Source organism: Nitrospiraceae bacterium (assembly GCA_019637075.1).
In the GTDB taxonomy this organism is placed as follows: domain Bacteria; phylum Nitrospirota; class Nitrospiria; order Nitrospirales; family Nitrospiraceae; genus JAHBWI01.
Genome location: JAHBWI010000001.1, coordinates 497603 through 520711, shown reverse-complemented (window position 1 = coordinate 520711; position 23109 = coordinate 497603). Strand labels below are relative to the sequence as shown.

The 23109-nt window shown below is 59.9% G+C and carries 24 protein-coding genes; 10 read left to right on the top strand and 14 right to left on the bottom strand.

The genetic code is table 11. The features are described from left to right. The first annotated feature begins 31 nt into the window (after window positions 1–31). The 4 genes from KF814_02480 to KF814_02465 all read left to right on the top strand — a co-directional run bounded on the left by KF814_02480 (window position 32) and on the right by KF814_02465 (window position 4137). Complete coding sequence (locus KF814_02480; GenBank protein ID MBX3234995.1) at window positions 32–820, top strand: cyclase family protein; 789 nt, start codon at window positions 32–34, stop codon at window positions 818–820. Window positions 821–949: 129 nt separating this feature from the next. Further along, window positions 950–2887 carry a response regulator gene (locus KF814_02475; protein MBX3234994.1) on the top strand — a complete coding sequence of 646 codons (1938 nt, stop codon included), beginning with the start codon at window positions 950–952 and terminating at the stop codon, window positions 2885–2887. 159 nt (window positions 2888–3046) lie between these two features. Then, on the top strand, window positions 3047–3625 hold the full coding sequence (locus tag KF814_02470) for a DsbA family protein (GenBank protein MBX3234993.1): 579 nt from the start codon (window positions 3047–3049) through the stop codon (window positions 3623–3625). 98 nt (window positions 3626–3723) lie between these two features. Next, on the top strand, window positions 3724–4137 hold the full coding sequence (locus KF814_02465; protein MBX3234992.1) for a response regulator: 414 nt from the start codon (window positions 3724–3726) through the stop codon (window positions 4135–4137). Window positions 4138–4274: 137 nt separating this feature from the next. On the opposite strand, the gene KF814_02460 is transcribed toward KF814_02465, so the two are convergent. The 8 genes from KF814_02460 to KF814_02425 form a co-directional block, all read right to left on the bottom strand. After that, window positions 4275–5354, bottom strand: a complete 1080-nt coding sequence (locus tag KF814_02460; GenBank protein ID MBX3234991.1) for a hypothetical protein — start codon at window positions 5352–5354, stop codon at window positions 4275–4277. Between the two features lie 204 nt (window positions 5355–5558). Continuing rightward, window positions 5559–5978, bottom strand: coding sequence for a peptide-methionine (R)-S-oxide reductase MsrB (gene msrB / locus KF814_02455; protein MBX3234990.1), 420 nt, complete (start codon window positions 5976–5978; stop codon window positions 5559–5561). 134 nt (window positions 5979–6112) lie between these two features. Next, window positions 6113–6547 carry a DUF1810 domain-containing protein gene (locus KF814_02450; protein ID MBX3234989.1) on the bottom strand — a complete coding sequence of 145 codons (435 nt, stop codon included), beginning with the start codon at window positions 6545–6547 and terminating at the stop codon, window positions 6113–6115. 35 nt (window positions 6548–6582) lie between these two features. After that, complete coding sequence (locus tag KF814_02445; GenBank protein ID MBX3234988.1) at window positions 6583–7272, bottom strand: HNH endonuclease; 690 nt, start codon at window positions 7270–7272, stop codon at window positions 6583–6585. Window positions 7273–8005: 733 nt separating this feature from the next. Next, window positions 8006–10402 carry an endopeptidase La gene (lon, locus tag KF814_02440; GenBank protein ID MBX3234987.1) on the bottom strand — a complete coding sequence of 799 codons (2397 nt, stop codon included), beginning with the start codon at window positions 10400–10402 and terminating at the stop codon, window positions 8006–8008. 251 nt (window positions 10403–10653) lie between these two features. Further along, entirely contained in the window at window positions 10654–12624 is a 1971-nt protein-coding gene (locus tag KF814_02435) for a hypothetical protein (GenBank protein ID MBX3234986.1), read from the bottom strand. A gap of 149 nt (window positions 12625–12773) precedes the next feature. Then, complete coding sequence (locus KF814_02430) at window positions 12774–14300, bottom strand: trehalose-6-phosphate synthase (protein ID MBX3234985.1); 1527 nt, start codon at window positions 14298–14300, stop codon at window positions 12774–12776. 189 nt (window positions 14301–14489) lie between these two features. Next, window positions 14490–15674 (bottom strand): methyltransferase, encoded by a 1185-nt coding sequence (locus KF814_02425; protein ID MBX3234984.1) that lies wholly within the window; start codon window positions 15672–15674, stop codon window positions 14490–14492. A 27-nt stretch (window positions 15675–15701) separates the two neighbouring features. On the opposite strand from KF814_02425, the gene KF814_02420 reads away from it, so the two are divergent. Continuing rightward, window positions 15702–16244 carry an NUDIX hydrolase gene (locus KF814_02420; GenBank protein ID MBX3234983.1) on the top strand — a complete coding sequence of 181 codons (543 nt, stop codon included), beginning with the start codon at window positions 15702–15704 and terminating at the stop codon, window positions 16242–16244. Window positions 16245–16266: 22 nt separating this feature from the next. On the opposite strand, the gene KF814_02415 is transcribed toward KF814_02420, so the two are convergent. From KF814_02415 to KF814_02405, 3 genes are read right to left on the bottom strand one after another with little or no spacing between them, the layout of a single operon-like run. Then, window positions 16267–16575, bottom strand: a complete 309-nt coding sequence (locus KF814_02415; GenBank protein MBX3234982.1) for a hypothetical protein — start codon at window positions 16573–16575, stop codon at window positions 16267–16269. A gap of 7 nt (window positions 16576–16582) precedes the next feature. Then, window positions 16583–16843 (bottom strand): type II toxin-antitoxin system RelE/ParE family toxin, encoded by a 261-nt coding sequence (locus tag KF814_02410; GenBank protein MBX3234981.1) that lies wholly within the window; start codon window positions 16841–16843, stop codon window positions 16583–16585. A 2-nt stretch (window positions 16844–16845) separates the two neighbouring features. Beyond that, complete coding sequence (locus tag KF814_02405; protein MBX3234980.1) at window positions 16846–17064, bottom strand: hypothetical protein; 219 nt, start codon at window positions 17062–17064, stop codon at window positions 16846–16848. A 120-nt stretch (window positions 17065–17184) separates the two neighbouring features. Between KF814_02405 and KF814_02400 the strand changes: the two genes are divergently transcribed. Then, the gene (locus tag KF814_02400; GenBank protein ID MBX3234979.1) at window positions 17185–17907 is read left to right on the top strand and encodes an SDR family oxidoreductase; all 723 of its coding nucleotides are present in this window, start codon (window positions 17185–17187) and stop codon (window positions 17905–17907) included. A 43-nt stretch (window positions 17908–17950) separates the two neighbouring features. Here KF814_02400 and KF814_02395 read toward each other — a convergent pair whose 3' ends face one another. Both KF814_02395 and KF814_02390 read right to left on the bottom strand, forming a co-directional pair. Beyond that, complete coding sequence (locus KF814_02395) at window positions 17951–18571, bottom strand: acetate uptake transporter (GenBank protein ID MBX3234978.1); 621 nt, start codon at window positions 18569–18571, stop codon at window positions 17951–17953. Window positions 18572–18736: 165 nt separating this feature from the next. Beyond that, entirely contained in the window at window positions 18737–19027 is a 291-nt protein-coding gene (locus KF814_02390; GenBank protein MBX3234977.1) for a PilZ domain-containing protein, read from the bottom strand. A 424-nt stretch (window positions 19028–19451) separates the two neighbouring features. Between KF814_02390 and KF814_02385 the strand changes: the two genes are divergently transcribed. The 4 genes from KF814_02385 to KF814_02370 all read left to right on the top strand — a co-directional run bounded on the left by KF814_02385 (window position 19452) and on the right by KF814_02370 (window position 21919). Beyond that, the gene (locus tag KF814_02385; protein ID MBX3234976.1) at window positions 19452–19817 is read left to right on the top strand and encodes a hypothetical protein; all 366 of its coding nucleotides are present in this window, start codon (window positions 19452–19454) and stop codon (window positions 19815–19817) included. A 157-nt stretch (window positions 19818–19974) separates the two neighbouring features. Further along, complete coding sequence (locus KF814_02380) at window positions 19975–20697, top strand: A/G-specific adenine glycosylase (GenBank protein ID MBX3234975.1); 723 nt, start codon at window positions 19975–19977, stop codon at window positions 20695–20697. A gap of 107 nt (window positions 20698–20804) precedes the next feature. Next, window positions 20805–21206: an 8-oxo-dGTP diphosphatase MutT gene (mutT, locus tag KF814_02375; protein ID MBX3234974.1), complete on the top strand. Its 402-nt coding sequence runs from the start codon at window positions 20805–20807 to the stop codon at window positions 21204–21206. Then, a complete protein-coding gene (locus KF814_02370; GenBank protein MBX3234973.1) occupies window positions 21203–21919 on the top strand; it encodes a ribonuclease H-like domain-containing protein in 717 nt (238 codons plus the stop codon). The genes mutT and KF814_02370 overlap by 4 nt, the downstream gene beginning before the upstream one ends. Window positions 21920–21937: 18 nt before the next feature. Here KF814_02370 and KF814_02365 read toward each other — a convergent pair whose 3' ends face one another. After that, the gene (locus KF814_02365) at window positions 21938–22987 is read right to left on the bottom strand and encodes a hypothetical protein (GenBank protein ID MBX3234972.1); all 1050 of its coding nucleotides are present in this window, start codon (window positions 22985–22987) and stop codon (window positions 21938–21940) included. Window positions 22988–23109 lie beyond the last annotated feature (122 nt).

Here is a 23109-nt window from a genome sequence, read left to right as displayed (position 1 = left end):
AGGCCTTATGCCTTGAAGGGAGTTTGTGGCTATGACTTCTACAAATACTTTAGGTGTGCTCACCTTGGGGTTCATGCTCTCGGTGATCGCTTGTGCGCCAGGATCGACCTCGGCTGGGCAAATCGTCGACTTGACCTATGCCTTGGATGGCACCACGCACGCATGGCCGGGGAATCTCCCATTTTCGCGGGAAAGCACGGCTTGGGGTGAGACGGCGCAAGGCTATTGGTATGCCTCGGGGCAGTTCACGATGTCCGAGCATGCCGGCACCCACATGGATGCACCCATCCATTTTGCCAAGGGACAGTTGTCGGTGGATGACATTCCCCTCGATCGTCTGATGGGCCCCGCGGTGGTGCTGGACGTGCGTCGGTCGGTTGAGGCTGATTGGGATTATCGCCTGTCGATTCAGGACATCCAGCAGTGGGAATCGAATCATGGTTCCGTTCCTCCCGGGTCCCTGGTGCTTCTCTTTACGGGGTGGGGGACAGGCTGGTCCGATCGTGCGCGGTATTTCGGGAGCAGTGCGCCAGACAAACCCGGTACGCTGCATTTCCCAGGCTACTCTCGTGAAGCGGTGGAGTATCTGATCGCTAAGCGCTCCATCAGGGGAATCGGTATCGATACGGCAAGCGTGGATTACGGACCCTCGCAGGACTTTCCAGTGCATCAGGTCCTCAACGGGGCGGGGTTGTATGCCTTGGAGAACGTGGCCCACTTGGATCGGGTGCCGACCACCGGCGCCTCGGTCATCGCGTTGCCCTTGAAGATCAAAGGAGGGTCCGGGGGACCAGTACGGATTATTGCGGTCCTGCCGTGAGGATTGCGGTGAAAGCGCGCCAGGGGTACTCCCGTAGGCTTTTTCCGACAATGTCTGTGAACAGACCGAAATCTCAAGAATTAAGCCTGCATGCCGATAACGAGAGAACCTGTATCGCAGGACGGGGTCATGTCATTGCCGGAGTCCGAGGTGTCATCACATTCCTGCCAGCCGGTCGGTCGGCTTCTGCCGGACGACTACCGGTCGTTGCTGGACTCTTTGGCAGAAGCGGTATTCGTGGTGAATCGGCAGGGGGTCGTCACGAACGTCAACCATGCCGTGTACGGTCTGATGGGCCGGCACACCGGTATCGTCGGGGTGCGATTGCATGATCTGCTGAGCTGCGGGGGCCTCGGACTGGTGCCGGCCTATTGTCCCATCGATCGAGTTCTCGAATCCTCCTCGCCGCTTCAATCTGCGACCGTCTCCTTGGATCGTCCTGATGGAGCGTGTATTGAATTGGAAATGGAAGTCAGGCCGAACCCCCATGCTCAAGAGGGCACGGCGGCCTTCGTCATCTGTCGAGACTTGACGACCCAGCGGGAGGCTGAGCGTGAAGTCAGTCGTGCGGCCAAGCTGACCGAACAGGCGCCCCACCCGATCGTGGAGTTCGATCAAGACTGCACGATCTGCTACGCGAATGCGGCCGTGATCGGGCTGTTGCACGAAATGGGAAACGGCGCGACCGATCCCTCAATCCTGTTGCCGAAAGACTTGCCGAGAATCTTGAGTCACTGCGTGAGTTCGGGTGAGACCATGGAAAGACTGGAGGTCGGCATCGGGGACCGGCATCTGTCTTGGTCGTTCTTTCCCATCGAACGGACCACGCTGGTTCGGGCCTACGGCCTCGACATTTCGGCTTCGGTGGAATTGCGGAAGGCAAAGGAACGGGCAGAGGAAACCGCACGGACCAAGACCATGTTCCTCGCGACGGTCAGCCATGACTTGCGGACACCGATGACCGGTGTGTTGGGTTGCGCAGAGTTGTTGCGCCAGGGAACGCTGTCTCCCGAACAGCAAAGCTATGTCGAAACGATCCAACGGTCCGGAGAAGCGCTCATCGCGTTGGTGAATGACGTCCTGGATCTGTCGAAAATCGAGTCGGGAAAAATGCGGCTGGAAGTGGCGGATGTGGACGTTCGGATGCTGCTGCGTGACGTCGTCCTGCTGCTGTCGGAGATCTCGCGCAAAAAGGGTATCACGGTACAAACGGAGGTGGCTGACGATGTTCCGGGCTCTTTCCGTGGCGACCCCATTCGTCTGCGACAAATTTTGTTCAATCTCGTGGGGAACGCCCTCAAATTCACCGACCGGGGAGGCGTCGATATTCGAGTGGCAAAGCAGCAGAACCCTGACCGAGAATCCGACGCCGCTGTACTTCGTTGGGAAATCGCAGACACGGGCATCGGTATTACGCCTGAGCAGCGCACGCGGTTGTTTCAACGCTACCAACAGGCGGATGAGTCCATCACCAGGCGTTTCGGAGGAACCGGGCTGGGGTTGGCCATTTGCAAGGATTTGGTGGAGATGATGGGGGGCGTCATCGATGTCGAGAGCGTACCGGGTGTCGGCAGCCGGTTTTGGTTTACGACCAGATTGCTCCCGGCGATTTCCCGCGCCGTTGATCTGACGATGAGGCGGCCTTCGGAGATACAAACCGGCATGGCTGATCGGAAGCTACTGTCGCGCCCCGCGCGCGTACTCGTGGTGGACGACAACAACGTCAACCAGGTGGTGGCGTGTAAGTTTCTCCAGAAGCTGGGCTGTCAGGTCGAAGTTGCCTCAAACGGCAGGGAAGCTATCGAGGCGTCCGCCCGCACGGAGTACGATGTCATCTTGATGGATTGTCACATGCCGGAAATCGACGGGTATGAGGCGACACGGAAAATTCGGCACGCGGCCCCTTCCGCACAAAGTCAGCCGATTATTATCGCGCTGACCGGCAGCGTGGAGCATGATGATCATCAGCGCTGTCGCGAATCTGGGATGGATGATGTCCTCGGTAAACCGCTCACCATCACCAACCTGCGAACAAAATTGGTTCAGGTCGGCCTCATCGCCGGGTAAGTCTTCCCCGCTATTCCGGACGTTTCACCTCTTGCCTCAACACCGCCTGTGCCCGTTGCGAAGATAGTGGACGACTATCGTTCGTATATGCCGCAAGTATTGGATTGTGCGGCCGCGGCGCGCGTATGCTTCAGCGCCGAAATGAGAGGGGGCCGAGCGATGCGTCGATCCGTGCTCTACAGCGATTTCAATTGCCCGTTTTGCTATGCGATGCACGAGCGGTTGCACGACAGCGGCCTCATGCAGGCGGTGGAATGGCGCGGTGTGCAGCATGCTCCCCACCTACCGACGCCGATGCAACGCTGGTCCGGCCACCTGGGAGCGGAGTTGCGGCAGGAGGTGACGGTGGTGCGACGCTTGGCGCCGGAGCTGTCCATCGTGGTGCCGAAGGGCAAACCGAACACCCGCGCAGCGATCGAGGCTGCAATTCGAGCGCTTCGGATGGACGCGGCCGGAGCCGCGGGATTTATCCGATCCCTCTATCGACTGTTTTGGGTGGAAGGGAAGGACATCTCTGATCCGGAGATCTTGCAAGAAGCGGGACAACGACAAGGGTTCGAGCCTGGCCGGATCGCGTCACCGTCGGCGGAGGACGTCAGTCCGATTGTGGAACGCTGGGCTGCGGGGTGGGCCGACGCCGAACACGCGGGGGTACCGCTGCTGGAACGAGAAGATCGTTGCATCCTTGTCGGGCTGGTTGCCGTGGAAGAAATTCAGGGATTTTTGGCTCACCATTAAGCAGCCGTCGCGTTGATGCTGCAACTTTTGACGCAATCTGCCTTGGGTGCTACGGTTGAATGGCACTCAGAGCGACCGACCCCGGGAGTCATCCTTCGATGAATGCAGCCGATCGCATGCCATCCAGTCCCTCTATTCTTCTCGTAGACGATGAACGCTCCGTCTGTGAGCTCACCGGGACGATTTTGGAGCTGAATGGCTTCAAAGTGTCTCGTGCGATGAGCGGTGGAGAGGCACTGCAGTTATTCGAGCAGGCGCCTGAACGATTCGGTCTGCTCGTGGCCGATGTCATGATGCCGATCATGTCGGGGCCGACGCTGGTGCAACGGCTCAGATCCCACCATCCGACCTTGCCCGTCCTGTTTGTCTCGGGTCTGGTCTCTCAGCATAACTTCGAAGGGACCCTGGGGGGCTGGTTTCTCCAAAAGCCCTATTCGTCCTCTCTGCTCGTCAGAAAAGTCCGCGAAATCCTCAATGCCCCCTCGCCCGTGATGCGATTGCCTTCCCGTTAGACCGCTTCTCGAATTCGTCGCGCTGTAGAGCACGATCCCGCACCGGCAGTCGACGCCGAAGCGCCGTCGATGTGGAGTACCCGAGTGACAGGGCTCAATGGATTGCGCTGCGCGCGTGCAACCGGAGTGGAACTAGGCTAACAGCGGGAAAGGAGCTTCTCGTTTTTGGTCCATTGCGAGACGGAGCCGGAAGGGTCCGTCAACTCCATCTGGTCTTTCGATGGAAAGCGGATGGCGAGGGCGGGGGACTTGCCTTGAGGGACGACGAGCCGATACTGGTCGTTGTCCTGTTCCAGGCGACCGGTTTGGAGAGTTGCGCGGTAAAATTCCGAGAGGTTTCCGGCGGTGATCGTCCAGATGAACTCTTCCTGGTGATCCACGAACTTTGCCGACCCTTCCCATGTTCCCACGAGCGCCGGCTCAACGGGCGGCAGCCGTTTGACCGCGATCTTGTGCGGCATGCCGTTCAACGCTTGAAACAGGGTTCGGTCAAACCGGCTGGGCGGCTGATTCTTGGGCAAACGGTCCCAGTTGATGCTTAGGATACCCGTGGTGGAGAACGACTCTTTTCCGCCCAGGTGATATGTGCCGTGCAGGATGTCCTGAAAAGACTCGACCTGCCATCGCCCGCGATCCGCCACCAGGGTGCCGGGTGATAACACCGCCGTGGTCATGGTCCATTCCCCTCGATCCGTAATGGTCAGGTGCCCTTTGCCGAACATCATGCCGACGGGGAGGCACCCGTACCAGTCACCGGCTGATTGAGAAGCCGAGGCGGTGAGGCCTGCGCCCATCGAGGCCTGTCCCGGCACAGCCAAACGGGCGGTCAATCGATTCGCTGCAACCTTGGCCAGATTGGTGACGGCATCGAGCGGGTTGCCCTGCTTGAAGGACGACAGCGACAGCGTCACCAGCGCGTCGCCTTTCATGAACGTGAGTTGAATGCCGCCGACCGGGGAGCGGAAGGTGAAGGCACCGTCGCCGATGCCGGGAATCAGGGTGCGATCCGATTTCATCCGCTCGCTGTTGAAGAGGCTTTTCTTTTCTCCCCCGGTGCCGGGCGTGAGTTCCACCAACACGGTCTCTTGCGGATTCTTCTTGCCGTGGTAGAGGCACTGCTGGTCGTTTTGTCGCTCCCCCTGCATGACTGGCGTACCGAGGGCCAGTTCGATCTCGGCTTCGGTGACGACGAGGCAGGCGTTGAGATTGCTTGCCACGAGGTCGCTCGAGCGCGAGCAACCGGTCGAGAGCATAAAGGCTGAAATGAGTAAGAAGAGGAGTCGCATCGACGATGGGCAGGCCAGGTAATGGTTCAGTCTAGGGGGGAAGGTGACCAAATAGCAAGTGGCGTCGCATTTCCAGACGTCAGGGCCGAGCAGGGCAGTCCCGTCCGTGCGAGGCAAAAGGGCGGGACTGCAAGGTCATGCCGGAATGAACTTCAGCGCCACGCCGTTGATGCAGTAGCGCAGGCCCGTCGGTTTCGGCCCGTCGTTGAACACGTGGCCCTGGTGGCCGCCGCAGCGGGCGCAGTGGACTTCGACGCGGGTCATGAAGAATTTCGTGTCGGTGCGGGTTTCGATCACTTTGGGATCGAGCGGCTGCCAGAAACTCGGCCAGCCGGTCCCGCTGTCGAATTTGTGTTCCGAGGAAAACAGCGGCAACTCGCATCCGGCGCAGTAGTAGATGCCCGAGGCATGGTTCTCGTGCAGCGGATTGGTAAAGGCCCGCTCGGTCTCTTCATGGCGCAGCACCTGGTAGGCAAGCTGCGCGAGCTGCTTCTTCCATTCCTCATCGGACTTCACCACTTTCACAATCGGGCCTATTTCAATCTTGGCTGGCATAGCGATCTCCTTGGTTCACGGGTGACTGAAGGTCAGTCGATCCGAGCATCCCATCCTTACATAGGGTTTTACGGAAGGGCAAGGCGGGCGGATGGCCCGTTTATGTGCTCCGGCGAGGGGAGGGTCTGCATGTGCTAGGCCGATTGCTGCGCGAGGATGTCGAGGGTCTTTGGGTCGGGCTGGCCGTCGAAGTATTTGTCCAGGGCGGCTTTGAAGAGGCCGTCGTCGGTGGCGGCGGTCGTGAACAAGGTCATGCAGGATCGGAATTTCAGATTGTCCGGGTAGGGGAAGATCTCGTCAGCACTACGCCCCTTCACGTCGAGAACAAGCTGAGTACAGGCTCTGAGTCGTGGGCCTAGGATTGGGTGTTGCAGAAACGACTTTGCCTCATCGAGCGACGTGATGGCGAATTGTTGTGCCGTCGCGCTGTGACCAAGACCGGCGATCTGCGGAAAGATGAACCAAATCCAATGGCTGGTCTTTTTTCCGGCGCGAAGTTCAGCGAGGACTGTGTCGTAGGTGGGCGCTTGGGCGGTGAGGAAGCGGTGGAGGTTGTAGTTAACTGTCATGAGTGAGCTTAGAGAGGTACGCCTCAGTTTTGTGTTTATTGTATATAGTCACGTTTTTGGAGGTTATGTCTGGCGCACAGAAGTTGAATATTCTCGGCTGTGAGTGAGGTTCCACCCTTTGAAAAGGGAAGAATGTGATCAAAGTGGAGTTCGTCCGTTGCTTCACAGAGCCGACATTTGCCACTGTCTCTTTTCCAAACTTCAAGCTTGACGGAAGTGGGGATGAGTCGTCGTCGTTCCGCATCCACATGGACTGGTTGAGCAAAGTCTTCGTCTCCCTCAACCGCCACGAGTTTGAACTTGTAGACAGTTCGATGCTCATCTTTTTCTTGCCACGCGTCGACAAGATGAAACACGCCGTTATATGACCAAATCCCTGACCGAATCTTTTCATAGACGCGCACACGCTCTGGGGAGCGCTTTCCTTCTTTAAACTTCTGCGCTGCCTCGTGGAACTTGCCGTTCTGGGTGAGTCTGCCTGATGGAAGCGATTGAGGCTGATCAACGACCTTTGGGTTAGGGCAGAAGGTAGTTTTGGGGTGGTCATGCCCCTCATAGATCAGTGTGGTTCCACCGTCCTCGAGACGATCTCGATAGGGAGCATTCGGGCGCACGGACATCAGGATAACGGAATGATTCCCGCCGAGGCCAAAATTCATCCCTCTCTGGAGAGTGGCTCCTTCGCGCCGACACATTTCATTGTGCGAGAGAACGTTGTCGCTCATGTAAAGATTCGTTGTCCTCGACCCTGATGGCCAGTCTTTCGGAACTGGGCTCATTGACGAACAAGCGAATCGCCGTCCTCGTCGGCATCTCGCCACTCAATCGCGACAGGGGGGCAGACCGAGTGAGACGCATAGTGTAAGGTGGCACTCGGCGCCTGGATGTGCAAGTTCCTGACGATCCTCAGTGCGATGATGAAACATCGGACTCCCTGGCGGCAACTGGTCGCATTCTATGCTTAAAGCCCAAGACAGTTGCTAACACTTTTTCCCGATCCATGGTTCTAAACACCTAACGGTGTGCTTTATTTCAGGCTTTCTGCAAGGCGCCGTATACCGTTGGCATTTTAAATGCAATTTGTTCCTTTGAGATGTTGTCGCCCACACTCACCGCTAGTTCTAACTTAGTCTTACCACTCATCGCCTTTGCTTCTGACACAGACTGTTTCCAAGGAGTAGGGTATGACTTTTCTAGGCTCTCAGTATCCAGAACGAATATCTGATCCCCGTCCTGCAATCCAGGCTATCCTCCTCGGAACTTCTTGAAATCAGTATCCTTTTTAGGGCCAGGCTTGTCACAGAGCAATACCAATCGGTCTTCGTATATGGGCGTCTGGTATAGAGAAGACGTAATGTTGTCAGGAATCGTTGTTGAGCTTGGATGCAAATTGGGGAGAAGTTGATGCGTCTTGATCCGATAGGGTAAGGCCCCGGCTTGCGCCGGGGCCTCGTGCCCTTACGATGCGGCTGATGTTGTGAGCCGTTCAGGTCGGTCCGTCGTTGCCTCGACATCCTTGTTGAATGCCGCCGGCAGGACTTCTTCGATCCGCTCGGCCAGGATGAAGGTCAATTCGTCCCGCACTTCCTGCGGCACGTCCTTCAAATCCTTCTGGTTCGCCTTCGGCAGAATGATCCGGCGAATGCCCGCGCGATGCGCGGCCAGCACCTTCTCCTTGATTCCGCCGACCGGCAGGACCAATCCGCTTAAGCTGATCTCGCCCGTCATGGCCGTGTCGCTCCGCACCGCTTTGCCGACGTAGGCCGATGCCAGCGCCGTGGCCATGGTGATGCCGGCAGACGGCCCGTCCTTCGGAATGGCGCCCGACGGCACGTGAATGTGGACACCGTTCCGTTTGAACCGCGAAATGTCGAGCCCCATGCTTTCGGCGTGCGACCAGAGATAGCTTCGGGCCGCGCGCGCCGATTCCTGCATCACGTCGCCCAGCTGTCCTGTCAACGTCAGCTCATGGCTGCCGGGCAGCAAGGTCGTCTCGATGTAGAGCACGTCGCCGCCGGTCGGTGTCCAGGCCAGGCCTGTAGCCACGCCGGGCGGCAGGTTCTTCCGCGCTTCTTCCGGCATGAACCGCTCGGAGCCGAGCCATTCGCCGAGGAGGTCCGGTTGGATGGACACGGGCGCACGTTCGGCGCCTTCGGGCAGGTCCGCGAAGGTCAACGCCACTTTTCTCGTCAACCGCCCCAGCATCTGTTCGAGTTGCCGGACACCGGCTTCTCGCGTGTAGCGGCTGATGACGAGATTCAACACCTCGTCCGAGAGCAACGCCTGTTCCGCGTTCAAGCCTGATTCTTTCAGCCGTCGCGGCCAGAGGTATCGCCGCGCGATCTCGGCTTTCTCCCGCTCGCTATAGCCCTGGAGCCGGATGATTTCCATCCGGTCCAACAGGGGCTGGCTGATCGTGTCGAGGGTGTTCGCGGTCGTGATGAAGAACACCTTCGACAGATCGAACGGCAGATCCAGGTAGTGATCACGGAACGTGTGGTTCTGCGCCGGATCGAGAATTTCCAACAGCGCGGCCGCGGGATCGCCTCGGAAGTCGCGCCCCATCTTGTCTACTTCGTCGAGCATCAGGACGGGATTGCTGACGCCCGCGCGCCGCATGGCCTGGACGATCCGGCCCGGCAGTGCGCCGACGTACGTCCGGCGATGGCCGCGCAATTCCGCTTCGTCATGGACGCCGCCCAGGCTGAACCGCTCGAAGGCGCGTCCCATCGCGCGGGCGATGGATTGCCCCAGGCTGGTCTTGCCGACGCCGGGCGGGCCGACGAGGCAGAGGATCGGCGCCTTGGCCGTCGGGTTTAGCTTCAAGACCGCCAGGTGTTCGACGATGCGTTCCTTCACTTCCTTGATGCCGTAGTGATCCTCTTCCAGGACCTGCCGGACCTTCGCCAGGTCGAGGTGGTCCTCCGAGTACTTCTTCCAGGGCAATTCGAGCACGAGTTCGAGGTACGTGCGAATGACTTGGTGATCCGGCGATGCCGCAGGTATCTTCGCGAGGCGTGCAAGTTCGCGATCCGTCTCCTTCCGCACATGCTCCGGAAGATCCGCCTCTTGAAGCTTTTTCCGCAGCGTCCCCAGCTCGCTCTCGTCGTCCTCAGACTCGCCGAGTTCCTGCTGAATGGCTTTCATTTGCTCGCGCAACAGATACTCCCGCTGCGTCTTGCCCAGTTTCTCGCGGGCTTCGCTTGCGATCTTGTCGCGGAGCTGGAGAATCTGGACCTCGCGTGACAGGGCGGCGTACAGCGCGCGCAGCAAATCGCCACGGGTCGTGGCTTCCAGCAGTTGCTGTTCGCCGTCCAGGGTCAAGTTCAGCAGGGACGCCAGGCGATAGGCCAGCACGACAGGATCTTCCTCGGACCCGAGGGCCGACACCGCTTCGTGAACGCCTGGAGTCTGGATCAGCTTGGGCAACTCCTTGATGATGTCGAGGATGGCGCGGTGCAGCGCTTCGACCTCCGTCCCTCGATCGGTCATCGGGGGCAGCTGCCTGACCCTTGCCTGGAGAAAGCCTTCCTCTTCATTCACCTTGAGCAGCACGCAACGATCGAGCCCTTGGATCAGGACGTTATAATGTCCTTCCGGCGCTCGGGCGGTCTGCTTGATGACTGCCCTCGTTCCGATGGAATAGAGCTCGTCTTGGCCCGGCGCTTCCAGTTGCGCATCCCGCTGCGCCACGACCAGGATTGTCTTGTCCTCCGTGCGGAGGGCTGCCTCAACTGCGGCCACGGAACGGTCCCGTCCGACCGTCAGGGGCATGAGGACCCCCGGGAAGAGCACCGTCCGTTTCACCGGCAACACGGGAAGATTCGTCAGAATCGCTGTATCCGCTTCGTGCATGTCGTCCTCCATTGGGCAATCGGGCGGGACAATCGACTCGTCACCGCATACGCCTTCACTTTCGAGGCGCATCTGCCACTTGAGAAAAGAAGATAGCCACAGTGGAAAGTGAGTCAAGTTGTGACGAGCGGGAGAGAAAATTCTCATGGGAGTCGAAGCTGGAAGCTTGACTGTCGACAACGGCGGTTGGTAGCGGATGTGAACGTGCGCAGTCTCTGATTCCGAAGCGCGCGCGACCGTTACGGCGTTGGTCAGCGATCGATGAAGAGGCTGCCCGGAGATTCCAAGTAAGTCTTACGATTGAGGCGTTCCGGGTGAGTTCCCGGGGCTGGGGGCGGGACGGAGCTATAGTCGTCACGGCCTTCTAAGTCGATAAAAGCTCCAATGCTCCCATCCGAACCGATGCCGAGCCCTCGCTTGATGGCATATTGATCCGCGCCGCCTTCCTCCACGAACAGGCCCCATCCCCCGTGGTCGCCCATGCCGAGTCCCGTTGAGGCCGGAAGGTCGTAGAGGTCACTGCTTTGCCCACCGTCAATGCCGAGGGCGACGCTCCTGTCCCACGCAGTCCCTCCATTATAGAAGGGGCCTTTCGAGCCATAGCGGTCCTTGCCCTGGTAATCGACCATCAAGCCGATTCCGGCATGGGCGCTGCTGCCGTGGCCATAGCGGGCTCCCTGGTGATCGTCGTCGCCGTTTAAGTCCAGCGCCGCGCCGATACCGAAAAAGTAGCCGTGGCCCTGTGCGAAGTTGGCACTGTGGTATCGATCGTCGCCATCCACGTCGAGCAACATCCCCAATCCGCCCGCGAGGTTGTTGGGGGCGGGTGAGCCGGCTTTGCCCAAGATCCGCAGCCCCACGCCGGCGCCCATGCCGAAACAGTCATATTGAAAAGCGGGATCGGTCGGTTTTGCGTCGGGTGCGTCTGCCGCATTGTAGGCGCTGGGGTATTTGTCTCCACAGACATAGGAATCGTTTCCCGTCATGTCCAGCAGGGCGCCTGCCCCGAGGGGACCACCGAACCCCATCGCGTAACCATGACTTCGGTATCGATCGTTGCCTGATAGGTCGATGAGGAGGCCGAGTCCAGCCAAGCCCGCCCCCTGCGTGAAGCGGCTGCCTTCGTAGACGTCATGCCCGCCTCCGTCGAACAGCACGCCGATCCCGGCCAGCCCTGTGCCGCCGGACCCCGGGGCAAGTTGATAGGTATCGTCGCCCCCGTGGTCGATCACCAGCCCGATACCGAGTCGGCCGGTTGCCAAGCCGAGGGTGGTGGTCTGATAGGTATCGTTGCCCCCGAGGTCGACGACGACACTGTTTCCGAGGTCCGTGTTCGGGCTTGCGCCGACCATCCCTCGGTAGGTGTCGTTGCCGCCCAGGTCGATGATCAAGGCGGCCCCTTTCTCCAAGACATAGCTGTTGGGGCCGGCGCCGCCGATGAGGATCAGGCCGTAAGAGGTTTGATGAGACAGCAACACGTCGCCGGTCACACCGGCCGGAGGATTGGGAATCGGTTTCCGTCCCTGGAACGCGAGTTCGAGCTGCTTCAAAAATTTGTGATTGCCCAACCGCGCCAGACGCTGCGCAGCTGAGATCAGCAAGGGATAGTCGATCTGTTGGGCTACGAGCGCGGCAAAGCGAGCCGTCGCTTCCGCTTCCTGGGCATGGGCCGGCAGCGTGAGCTGCGGCACAAAATGCAGGGCGATCCGTTCAGCTTGCGCGAATAACCACTCCCGATCTTGAGGCGACAGGTGCCTGAGTGCGCGTTCGCGATCCTGATGGGCCCGCTCCAAGATCGTCGTCACGAACTCGAGCAGCGCTTCACTCACCGGGACTGCAGGAAACGTCAACGGCTGAAAGGTACTGCCGGTTTGGTCGACTGCGCCTTCCAACACATCGATGACACCGGCTAGGCCATCGACTCCCGATTCAGCCGCATCCATCGCCTGAAGGCCTGTATGTTCCACGACCGTTAAGCCGTCCAGTGGATCGGCCAGGACCTTGCGCGCGAGGTCACGTTTGAGCTGGGCCGGTTTCCCGGCCTGCTCCGCCAGGGCTTTTCTCACCTCGGATAGGTGCTGCCCCAGGTTGTCGTTCAGATCGGCGGTCAGGGTGGGGTGAAGACGGGGAAGGATCGCCTGGCTTCGCCGGTCGGGAGGGCGCTCGGCCTGGCTGGACTTCGCAAACAGTCCTGAAAGGCCGGCGCAGCCGGTCGCAGCCAAGATTATCACCAGCAATGGAAGCGTGGCCCATCCGGAGAAGCCGCTTGGAGAGCGCCGCCCCAGGCCGGAGCCTCCAGGCAGGCCACAGCGGACTCTGTGAAATGTCGTAGGGATAAACAGTCCTCGCAACGACCGACATTCGCCGGTCGTTACAGGATAGACGGAGCGTCTTCCGGGGGCAAGAGGCCGGCATCCCGCAAACAGGCATCGGCCCATGCCCGAATGTCGTGGGTCTCAAGATGGGTACGCATACGTCTCATGCGTTGACGTCGTTCTGCCTCGGGCATCTCCAGGGCCTGTCGAATCGTATCGGCTACCCCCTCGGGATCGTAGGGATTGATGACGAGGGCGTCGGTCATTTCTTCGGCCGCGCCGGCCATCTGGCTCACGAGCAGGACACCGTCTTCCTCCACCTGGCAGGCCACGTATTCCTTGGCCACCAGGTTCATGCCGTCATACACCGAACTGACGAGCGCCAAGTCCGCCATCCGGTAGTAGGCGGCCAGGGTATCGATTCCGATGCGGCCTTCCCGCAGCTCGATCGGGCGCCAACGCGCCGCGTCCGGGCTGCCGAGTCCCGTGACGTAACTGTAGCGCTTGTTGATGTCCTCAACGGTTTCTCTGATCAGCTCACGATAGTCGCGATAGGCATCCACGTCTCCGCGGGTCGGGACGGCGATTTGAATGAAGGTGAATTTGCCTCGGTATTGCGGGTATTGCTCGAAGAAGGCATCGATGGCCCAAAAGCGCTTGAGCAGGCCTTTCGTGTAGTCCAACCGATCGACTCCCAGTCCGATGCGAGTTTCGGGATGGAAAACGTGCAGCTTGCGGAGCACGTCCATCGCGCGCTCGACGGAGCCGGACCGGGCCCGTTCCGACAGTTCCTGGTAGCCGATGCTGATCGGGTGCGCGACGAGCCGGGTGACGTGTCCGCGGTACTCCACGCGTTGACCATCGCTGTCCACGTCCACGTCGAGAAACTCACGCACACATTCCACGAACGCATGGAGAAAGCTCGGCGTTTGAAACATGAGGACGTCGTTGGCGAGGAGGGATTCGAGCAGCTCACGCCGTTCGGGAAGAATGCGAAAGACGTCGGGGCCAGGCCAGGGAGTGTGCCAAAAGGAGGCGACGCGTTGGTTCGGCAGAGAAGCCTTGATCAGTCCCGGGAGCAACGCGAGATGAAAGTCATGGACCCACACCAGCCCGGACTTGCCTCGGATTTCGTCCAGCACTGCTTCCGCGAAACGGGCATTCATGGTCTGATAGGCGTGCCAAAATGCTTTCCGGTACACGACCCGATCCAATGTGATGTGGCACAGCGGCCAGAGTACCTGATTGGAATAGCCCTGATATCCACCCTTGACCTCGTTGGACTCCAGCCAGACGCGGCGCAGTCGATAGGTCGGGGCGTCCGGCGGTACTTCCACCACCATGTCTTTATCCACGACCTCCCGGTCGGCCTTTCCGCTTCCCCAGGCGATCCAAGTTCCGCCCATGCGGCGCATGACCGGATCCAACGCCGAGGTCAATCCCCCCGAGGTCTTTTCCCAGATCAACCGACTTTTCAGGAGCCGATGTTCGTAAGGTTCGCGGTTCGACACGAGGATCAACCGTGACAACGCCAGGTCGTGATGCGGCTGCAGTTGTTCGCTTGGGACGTGGGACAGGCTCATGACCCTCCGACAAGATGGTGTTCGGCTGACGCAAGCGCGCGGGCCGGTGATTTCAAAATAGAAGCCCGTGACGCGTCTGTCAAGGTTTTTACCAGGGGTTGTGTCAGATCGGGACAGTCGTTTGGTGGCAATACGTATACGTAGAAGCGCGTGATCCGAGCCTGACGATCGTCGGAAGAGGTCGGGTAACTAGACGCGCGCGTTGTCGGGATGGGCGGGCCTGGGTTTGCGATGGCTGCCGGCGACCATGCGAAATTCAAAGAGACGGCATTCGATGGCGCCGTTGAACAACGGAGTTCGCCGTGCGGGCGCCAAGCGGAGTTTGCCGGGTAATTTCATGTCGGCGGTGAGGATGAAGGCGGTCCAGCCGGAAAATTGCTGTTTCAGCCGGTCGCCGAACTTCGGATAGAACGTATCGAGTTCGTCGACGTTGCCCATGCGGTGGCCATACGGTGGATTGGTCACGAGCATACCGGATGCCGACGGCGCCTGCTGCTCCAGGGCGTCACCGCGGTGCAGTGTGACCGCGTGGACAAGACCCGCGGCATTGAGGTTCGCGCGGATGGACTGGATGGCGGCCTCACTGTTGTCGGCGGCATGGATCATGCCGGTCTGGGGAGCGGTGGTTGAGGTGCGAAGCGCGGCGCGGAGATCGTCGAGGCGACGGCGATCGAAGGAATGCAGTCGCTCCAATGCGAAGGTACGGCCGAGTCCCGGTGCGATGCCGGCCGCCATATGGGCCGCCTCGACGACGAACGTTCCGCTGCCGCACATGGGATCGAACAAGACGGTGTCCGGAGTCCATCCCGCGAGTTTCAGGATGCCTGCAGCCAAGTTCTCCCTCAGCGGAGCTTCTCCGGCCGATTTGCGCCAGCCCCGTTTGAATAGGGGCTCGCCCGACGTGTCGATATAGAATGTGCAGGTGTCCCGATCGAGGTAGGCGGCGATCAGCACATCGGGCGTATGGGTGTCGACACTCGGCCTGCCGCCTCGACTGTGTTGGAAACGGTCGCAGACGGCGTCCTTGATGCGGAGCGTGACAAAGTCCAGGCTGCGCAACGAGCAATGGTGGGCGCTGACTTTGACCTTGATCGTGTGTTGCGGGGTGAACCACTCCTGCCATCGGACGCCGAACGCGGCGTCGTAGAGATCCTGCTCGTTTCGGTAGGGGATGCGCGAAAGTTGCCAGAGTACGCGGCTGGCGATACGGCTTTCCAGGTTGACGCGGCAGCAGAGCGTCCGTGAGCCGCGGAATTGCACCCCGCCGGCCGTCATCTGCACCGACTCTGCACCGAGGGCGCGCAGCTCGTCCGCCAGCACCGGCTCCAAGCCGCGGGGGCAGGGTGCAAACATTTGCCAATTTGTGCTATCCATGCACTATCCTCGTCACCGGGAGGCCCAATGAAGTTCTGCAGTCAGTGCGGAGCTGCGCTCTCGCAAAAGGTGCCGCCGGGCGACAACCTGCCACGGTTCGTCTGCGACACCTGTCAAACGATACACTACCAGAATCCCAAAGTGGTGGCCGGTTGCATCGCGGAATGGGAAGGCCGGATTCTGTTGTGTCGGCGTGCCATCGAACCACGCACCGGTCTCTGGACGATTCCCGCCGGTTTCATGGAGATCGGCGAAAGTACGGAACAGGCGGCAATCCGTGAGACCATGGAGGAAGCCAACGCCGAAGTCGAGGCGGTTGCTCTCTATGCGGTCTTCAGTCTGCCGAGGATCAGCCAAGTGCATGTGCTGTTTCGCGGCGCGATGCGCACGGAGGCCTTCAAGCCCGGCATCGAAAGTCTCGATGTCCGGCTGTTCAGTCCCAGCGACATCCCTTGGGACGAGCTGGCGTTTCCCGTCGTCCACGAGGCGTTGGCTCGGTATGTGCGGGAACTGGAACAGGGTACCTTCTCCGTGCACGTGGGCGATGTGCTGCCCCGCATGAAATCCTGAACAATCGGTCACATCGGCCCCGTCAGTTACTGTGGGGCATGATCAATCCCCCCTCGTTGGACTGCGGATGGATAAACGCAAATCCCTTGCCGCTTTCGTAGTCCAACGTGATTCCTTCCATGCGGTGCACGCTGCCGCGGGCGACCGCCACGGTCAATCCCTCGATATGTTGCAGTTCGTCGTCCGGCAGGGCCATGGATTCCAGGGTAATGGAGAAGGACAAGCGACGCTCGTCCAAGTCGCGGACCTGCACTCGGACGATCGGATCTTCTGGATGCTCCGTCACGAGTGTCCGGAGTCGTTCGATTGCATGCCAGGTCAGGTGCAGCATCGAATGCTCAGTGAGTCTGCTTTGCCTGCGCGATGTGGTGGATGTCGACGACCTGATCGGCTCGGTCGATCGAGTAGAAGATGCGCCAGTCTCCGACGGCATACTTGCAGATGCCGGGAAGGTCCGGCGCCACGGTCTCATGCCGGAGGTTGTCGACGTTGGATGCGAGCCATTTGGTCTTATCGAAAAGACGCTGGGCGGTCGGGATGTCGACGGCAGCCAGATCCGTGGCGACGTCGGGGCGGAAGGCCAGGCGAAACCAGGGCATGGTTACCACCGTAGGCCGAGTTTGTCGGCCAGCTCATCACCAGTGACGCGGGTTGATTCGGACAGGGACCGCTTCAGGCGATCGCGAACGGCCTCTCCCAGTGGCGCGCCGAGATCGGGATCGCCGATCAACATTCGCAGACGGTCGTCGACCATTCCCTGCACCAAGGTCGCCAGTTCTGCCAGCGTCAGGTCGGAGACGGTTTTTGCCTTGTCGGTCATGCGTATTCCGGTCGAGCGGTCACAGGATACGAGCCAAACGGAGCCGAATGCAAGGAGCGGAAGATTGCGGTCGAAGGGACGGTTCACGAACCACGAGACTGTAGAGGAAGGGGATATCCAATGAGCAAGCGCCTACAAGGAAAGATTGCCGTCGTGACCGGAGCCGGCAGCGGAATTGGGCGTGCCATTGCCCGCCGTTTTGCGGATGAAGGGGCATCAGTGGTGGTGGCGGGCAGGCGGTTCTATAAGTGCGAAGAAACCGTAGCGGGAATCGAAGCCGCGGGCGGCGCCGCGACGCCGATACAAACCGATGTCGCGGATGAGGGGCAGGTTTCGGCTTTGGTGAGCGAGACGGTGAGGCGATTCGGCCGGCTGGATATTTTGGTGAACAATGCGGGGGTATTCGGCGGGCGCCACTTGGCGCAAACAGCTACGGCCGATTTCGATCAAGTGATGAATACCAACGTGCGCGGGACCTTCTTCTGTTGTCGGGAAGGGTTCAAACAGATGAAGCGGCAGGGCGGCGGGCTGATCATCAACATGTCGAGCGTGGCGGGGGTGCAGGCCTGGACCGGAACCGGGACCTACAGCGCCTCGAAGCATGCGATCATGGCGTTAACGAAGTCACTGGCTGACGAAGGCCGGCCCTTCAAGATCAAGGCCACGGCGATTTGTCCGGGCGGGGTGGCCGACGAGTTGGTGGATGCGGCGGAGGGAGAACGGGCGCGAAGCGAGAAGATCGATCCGTACGATATCGCGGAAACAGCCTTGTATCTGGCTTGTCTGGGGCCGCAGGCCGTCGTGCATCAGATCATTGTGGATCGGATCGGAGCGGACTGGTAGGACAGGTCTCGACTTGCAATCGCTGCGGCCGATTCCTCGGCAATCACATGACCTTAGCGATTTTGGACACTGTTGTCCGCCGGTGGATCAACAGCGGGGGACCGAGCGGAACCAATGCCTGGCCGGTGAAGGCCTGGGTCAGGCTGCCGACCGCATGGTAGAAGGCCATCAAACCCACGACGATATGGCCGATGCCGGGCAGCAATTCGCTGATGAAATCCAGGCGGGCGAATGTGGTCGCGAGGAAGGTCAACGTGATGATGACGTGCAGCGCGCTCAGTGTCAGGTTTCTATAGGCGGTGAGGTACACCATGACGCCTGAGAAAACCGCATACACAAAATTGATCGGCGCGTAGAGTACGTTGTCGAACTGGAAGGTGCCGCTCGCATTCACGAGTTTTACCGTGCAGAGCGTGATCCAGAGGAAGCCGTACATCGTGAGCGCCGTGCCGCCCAACTGTTCGTTGTACCGGATATCGGTGATGCCGGCGAGCAGTTGCACGATTCCACCGAATATCAGCGCAATGACCAGCGCCCCCACGGTGTTCTTGTGTGAAATCCACCCGAGTTGAGCGATCCCCAGGGTCAGGGCCCCCACGGCCAGTCCAAAGAGGCCGATCGCCAAGACATCGATCCGTCGAATTTGGTTTTCTTCCGTCGTCATCGATTCCTCCGGTACAGGTGGCCGGCCGGCAAGGATCTGCCGCAGCGCAAACGGCCCAGAGGATGCAAGAGCGGCCCAAGAAAAACAAGAGGTTTTTATGGGGATCCACGTAGGGGCACAGGATAGATACGGCTGCCTTTCCGGCCCGATGGCACGGCGCAGGCGTCATTCCGTTTGCTGGAGCAGCTTGCGCAGGCGTTCTCTATGGGGAGGGTGGATGGCGAGGAATTGAATCCCGCATTCCTGGTGGTGGACCCAGCGGACTGCCGCGAGGTCGATCAAAATCGGAAGTTCCTCAATCGAGGGCAGGATCCTGAGTTCGAGGTACGTGTTGACGGGGAGGGGAAGGGTCGTTTCGATGCGGCAGCCGTCGAGCGACAGATCGAGCAATTCACCCTCGCCGGTCCCGAAGGGAATGGTCGAGAGGCAGACCTGGTATCGAACGGTAAGTCGCATTGGCGTAGCCGAGAAGCCCCTTTCCATGTTCCGAGATCGGCTGTGGGGTTTCGCTTACACACATAGCATAGGCTCACGGGTGGAATGTCCGGTATTACGTCCCCGCCCATTCGGCTTCGGGAAATTTCCTAGGGTATTTCGGCCAGTATGGCTGCAGGCCCATTATGGGGCCCATCCCTAGCCGATTGCCGCAAACAGGCTGTGCGCAAGGGGCGGGAGGCTCTTGACCTCTCGCTCAAGCGGTAGGCAGGTTGATACAGAGGTGGAGATGAACCCGGGGTCAGGAAAATTCCAGCCTCATTCTCCCTGTTCACGACTTCCGAGGTGCGCCCTGGCGACTTGTTGTCGCCAGGGCGTCGGTGTTTTTCACGCGCTCGGTCTCTTGCACCCGGACCGGAACCATCCAACTAAGGAGGTTTGCACCATGAGAACCTCAATTGTCGCATGCGGTACCTGCTTCTGCTGCTTTCTGCTGGTTGGGGTGGCATTCGGGAACCCAGCCATGTTGCCGCAGCATCCCGGCTACCCGATGGGAAAGGCGGTCGATCCGGTCAATGGCCAAGCCTTGGCCAATGATCCCGGACGAGGCAACGGAACCGGTGAAAAGGCTTTGGGGGAAGCGGCGGCCTATGACGATCGTCACGTGTCGCAGAGCCTGTCGATCAATGACCATGATCTAAGGCTGCTCGAGAAACCGGGGGCGGGGATCTTGCCGAAGGTGCAGGGGCCGAATATTGTGATCAATCCACCGGTGAAGGAAGCGACCAACGTTCAGGCTGCGCCTCAGTAGACTATCCCGCCTTGTGGACGCTGCGGAGGCATTCCGTCGGCGCCGACTCCGCCCTCGGGTGCAACGCCCGGGGGCAGAGTCGGCGCCGGTCGAGATGACAGAACTGGCGGAAATTTTCGACATCCTGCTAGAATGCCACCTCTTGGAAATCCATCGCATGCCCACACAGTCTCGTTCCAAAACTGCAAAACCGCGATCGAAGCGAACCAGAAGTCCTCAGCCGTTGGTGGACCAGGGGCTCAAACGCAAGTTTCAGAATCGGCTGCTGAAGTGGTATGCGGCCAACGGGCGCGACCTTCCCTGGAGGAAGACTTCTGATCCGTACCATATTCTGGTCTCCGAGGTGATGTTGCAGCAGACGCAGGTCGATCGGGTGATCCCGAAGTACCACGAGTTTCTTGAGCGCTACCCGTCGTTTGCCGATTTGGCCGAAGCCCCGGTGGCCGATGTGAAAAAGACGTGGTATCCGTTGGGATACAACATTCGGCCCGAGCGGCTCCACAGCATCGCCCGCGAAACCGTCGTGCGATATGGCGGGCAGTTGCCGAGCGATCCTGAAGAACTCTTGTCATTCAAGGGGATCGGTCGCTACACGGCCGGCGCGATCCGGTCCTTCGCATTCAACGAGGATGCACCGATCCTCGACACCAACGTGATCCGTGTGCTCCATCGAGTATTCATTGCGGAAGGCGATCCCAAAGTGCAGAAGGCCAGGTTGTGGGAACTTTCGGAGGCGCTGATTCCACGCGGGAAGGGGTACGATTTCAACCAGGCGATCATGGATTTTGGCGCGACCGTCTGTAGCGCAAGAAATCCCTATTGCCTGCTCTGTCCCATGAAGAACCTCTGCAAGAGCTATCCGTTCAAGCCGGCAAAGTAAGTCGGCACGCGCCCGTGGCCGATGGCAATCAGTCGAAAATCAGGATGCCGGCTTTTCGATCTCGAGCCAGAGGCCGCAAGCCGTAGGCTATCAGCGTTGAGGTTTCTATGAGGCATATCGAGGTTGCTGCCGGGTTGATCGTTCATGAAGGACGATACCTCATCGCCAAACGCAAGGCCGGCGTGCATCTTGGCGGGTTGTGGGAGTTTCCCGGCGGGAAACGAGAGGCGGGCGAGTCGTTGGAGGAATGTCTCCACCGGGAATTGCTGGAAGAGTTGAACATTCTCGTCCAGGATCCCGTGCCGTTCCAGACGGTGAGGCACGAGTATCCGGAAAAGATCGTGGAGTTGCATTTTTTTCATTGTCGCATGCGAGGAGGAGAGGCGATGCCGTTGGATTGTGCGGAGATCCGCTGGGTGTATCCCTTCGAGCTGGCAGGCTACGATTTTCCGCCCGCTGATCAACCGGTAATTCACGCGCTTCAGCAGGCCACGAGGAGGCAGGGGTGAAGGTCGTACTGGACATTGAAACGGTGCAGGCGCCTCGCGAGGAATGGGCCCGGCTGGTCGGGCGGCAGCTTGCTTCGGGGGAGTCGGCCTTTGCGGACAGCGGAGGGGACCTCTTTGCGGTCGGTGAAGCGCAGGAACAGCAGCGGGTCGAGGACGAGCTCTACGAGAAGTCGTCATTCGACGGCACCTTCAGCCGCATCGTCTGCATCGGATTGCTCGAGTTTTCGGACAACTTGGAGCCACGGGGCGCGACTTCCTGGTATGGCGGCAATGAACGGGAGCTACTCCGCGCATTTTGGGCTCATATCGGTCAGTCGAGGCCTTCCTTGTTCATTACCCACAACGGGCTCAATTTCGACCTACCCTTCATCAAGAAACGCTCGATGATCCATCAGGTGAAGCCGGCAATGGACATCAGCCTCGCCAAATTCAGGGCCGAACCCGTGTACGATACGATGGCGATGTGGAGCAACTGGGACAATCGCGGTTGGATCAAGCTGGACGTACTGGCCCGGGCGCTCAATGTCGAAACTAAGTCCGGGAGCGGGGATCAGGTCAAGGAAATGTGGGCGAGAGGGCAGGGGCCGGAGATTGCACGCTATTGCCTGCAGGACACGTATGTGACGTACGCCTGCTACTGCCGGATGAATTTCCGGCAGCCGGTTTCGAGTGAGATCGTGCTACTGAAGTCCGATCTGATCGATGTCGGGTGATTGAAGCGGAGCGAGTGATCAGCGGATGCTCAACTCGGCGATGCCCTTCTTCTCGCGCTTCGGCGCCTGCTTGGTCTTCACCGCCCGCAGTTCCTTATCGATGGTTTCCAACTGGACCCGCATAGACTCGAGGTCGCGCCGGAGGGCGTTGATCTTGGCGTCTTTCTTAGCGATCGCCTGACGCGCCTCCTCCAAATCCTGCTTCGCCTTCCCGAGTGCTTCGTCGGAACCTTGAGCATCCACGGCCTGGCTCTTCACCGGCTCCGGGGCCGGTTCCTTGCCTGCCGTCACTCGTTTGCGGTGGTAGTCCTCAACTGCGGCAGCGACAACGACGGGTGAGGCCGCAGGTGCAGCAGGGGCAGTCGCTACGGGGGCCGAGAGCGGGGCTTGGGCGACGGGCTGCGCCGGCTCTTGCTTGGTGAATTGAGCGTAGTTGATCGCCAACGACTTTTGCGCGGCGTTCCCTTGCGAGAGGGAGGAGGGAGTCTGTTCGATCCGTCCGGCCGATTCATCGGCAAAGGTGATCAGGCGCGCCCGTCGACCATCGGTCATGAAGGCCGGATCGATCTTTGCGAGGCTGCCCTTGTGCGACGTAATGGTGACATACAGCTGGTCGTTCTGGGCGTAAAGGATGCCCGTGGTGGGTTCAGAGCCTGACCCTGCCGATGAGGACAGTCGAAAAGCGACCACGTATTCGGGTTTCGCTTGAGACAACGCTTGGGCCAGCAGGGGAGCGAGATACTGGACGTCCTCATCGCTGAACACTCTCATCGGCTTGCTGCCATCCACGGGCATATTCGATAGATCGGATTGCGCCTCCGCGATCATCACGCCCCGGAGGATCTGGCTCAACGAGGGCGTATCGATCGAGAAGGGGTGTGCGGCTTCGAAAGACCAATCGGCGACTTCTTCCAAGCGCACTGAACCTTGAGTTTGTCGGACTTCGGGAGACGGCATCGTCGAGGACGAAGAGGCGCAGCCGGAGACGACCGAAGCCATGAGTGCGAGGCTCAACAGGCTTGTACGCAGGGTGGTTCGGTGGAATGAAGGCTTCGGCTGGAGCTGCATCGGGGTACTCCTCTTCGGATGGGCCACGCGGGCCGGCGACACGGATCTTAACTGGAGCGAATACGGCGCGAGGTTTGTTACCAAATCCCCAGGCCCATCATCACCATGCCTAAGGCCATCCA

Coding starts and splice junctions, on each gene's coding strand:
- KF814_02390 (MBX3234977.1), bottom strand. CDS start 19,027: ATGCGACTTACCGTTCGATACCAGGTCTGCCTCTCGACCATTCCCTTC.
- KF814_02410 (MBX3234981.1), bottom strand. CDS start 16,843: ATGCCCTGGTTTCGCCTGGCCTTCCGCCCCGACGTCGCCACGGATCTG.
- KF814_02480 (MBX3234995.1), top strand. CDS start 32: ATGACTTCTACAAATACTTTAGGTGTGCTCACCTTGGGGTTCATGCTC.
- KF814_02405 (MBX3234980.1), bottom strand. CDS start 17,064: ATGACCGACAAGGCAAAAACCGTCTCCGACCTGACGCTGGCAGAACTG.
- KF814_02430 (MBX3234985.1), bottom strand. CDS start 14,300: ATGAGCCTGTCCCACGTCCCAAGCGAACAACTGCAGCCGCATCACGAC.
- KF814_02450 (MBX3234989.1), bottom strand. CDS start 6,547: ATGACAGTTAACTACAACCTCCACCGCTTCCTCACCGCCCAAGCGCCC.
- KF814_02465 (MBX3234992.1), top strand. CDS start 3,724: ATGAATGCAGCCGATCGCATGCCATCCAGTCCCTCTATTCTTCTCGTA.
- KF814_02470 (MBX3234993.1), top strand. CDS start 3,047: ATGCGTCGATCCGTGCTCTACAGCGATTTCAATTGCCCGTTTTGCTAT.
- KF814_02365 (MBX3234972.1), bottom strand. CDS start 22,987: ATGCAGCTCCAGCCGAAGCCTTCATTCCACCGAACCACCCTGCGTACA.
- mutT (MBX3234974.1), top strand. CDS start 20,805: ATGAGGCATATCGAGGTTGCTGCCGGGTTGATCGTTCATGAAGGACGA.
- msrB (MBX3234990.1), bottom strand. CDS start 5,978: ATGCCAGCCAAGATTGAAATAGGCCCGATTGTGAAAGTGGTGAAGTCC.
- lon (MBX3234987.1), bottom strand. CDS start 10,402: ATGCACGAAGCGGATACAGCGATTCTGACGAATCTTCCCGTGTTGCCG.
- KF814_02475 (MBX3234994.1), top strand. CDS start 950: ATGTCATTGCCGGAGTCCGAGGTGTCATCACATTCCTGCCAGCCGGTC.
- KF814_02395 (MBX3234978.1), bottom strand. CDS start 18,571: ATGACGACGGAAGAAAACCAAATTCGACGGATCGATGTCTTGGCGATC.
- KF814_02420 (MBX3234983.1), top strand. CDS start 15,702: ATGAAGTTCTGCAGTCAGTGCGGAGCTGCGCTCTCGCAAAAGGTGCCG.
- KF814_02380 (MBX3234975.1), top strand. CDS start 19,975: ATGCCCACACAGTCTCGTTCCAAAACTGCAAAACCGCGATCGAAGCGA.
- KF814_02425 (MBX3234984.1), bottom strand. CDS start 15,674: ATGGATAGCACAAATTGGCAAATGTTTGCACCCTGCCCCCGCGGCTTG.
- KF814_02415 (MBX3234982.1), bottom strand. CDS start 16,575: ATGCTGCACCTGACCTGGCATGCAATCGAACGACTCCGGACACTCGTG.
- KF814_02445 (MBX3234988.1), bottom strand. CDS start 7,272: ATGAGCGACAACGTTCTCTCGCACAATGAAATGTGTCGGCGCGAAGGA.
- KF814_02385 (MBX3234976.1), top strand. CDS start 19,452: ATGAGAACCTCAATTGTCGCATGCGGTACCTGCTTCTGCTGCTTTCTG.
- KF814_02400 (MBX3234979.1), top strand. CDS start 17,185: ATGAGCAAGCGCCTACAAGGAAAGATTGCCGTCGTGACCGGAGCCGGC.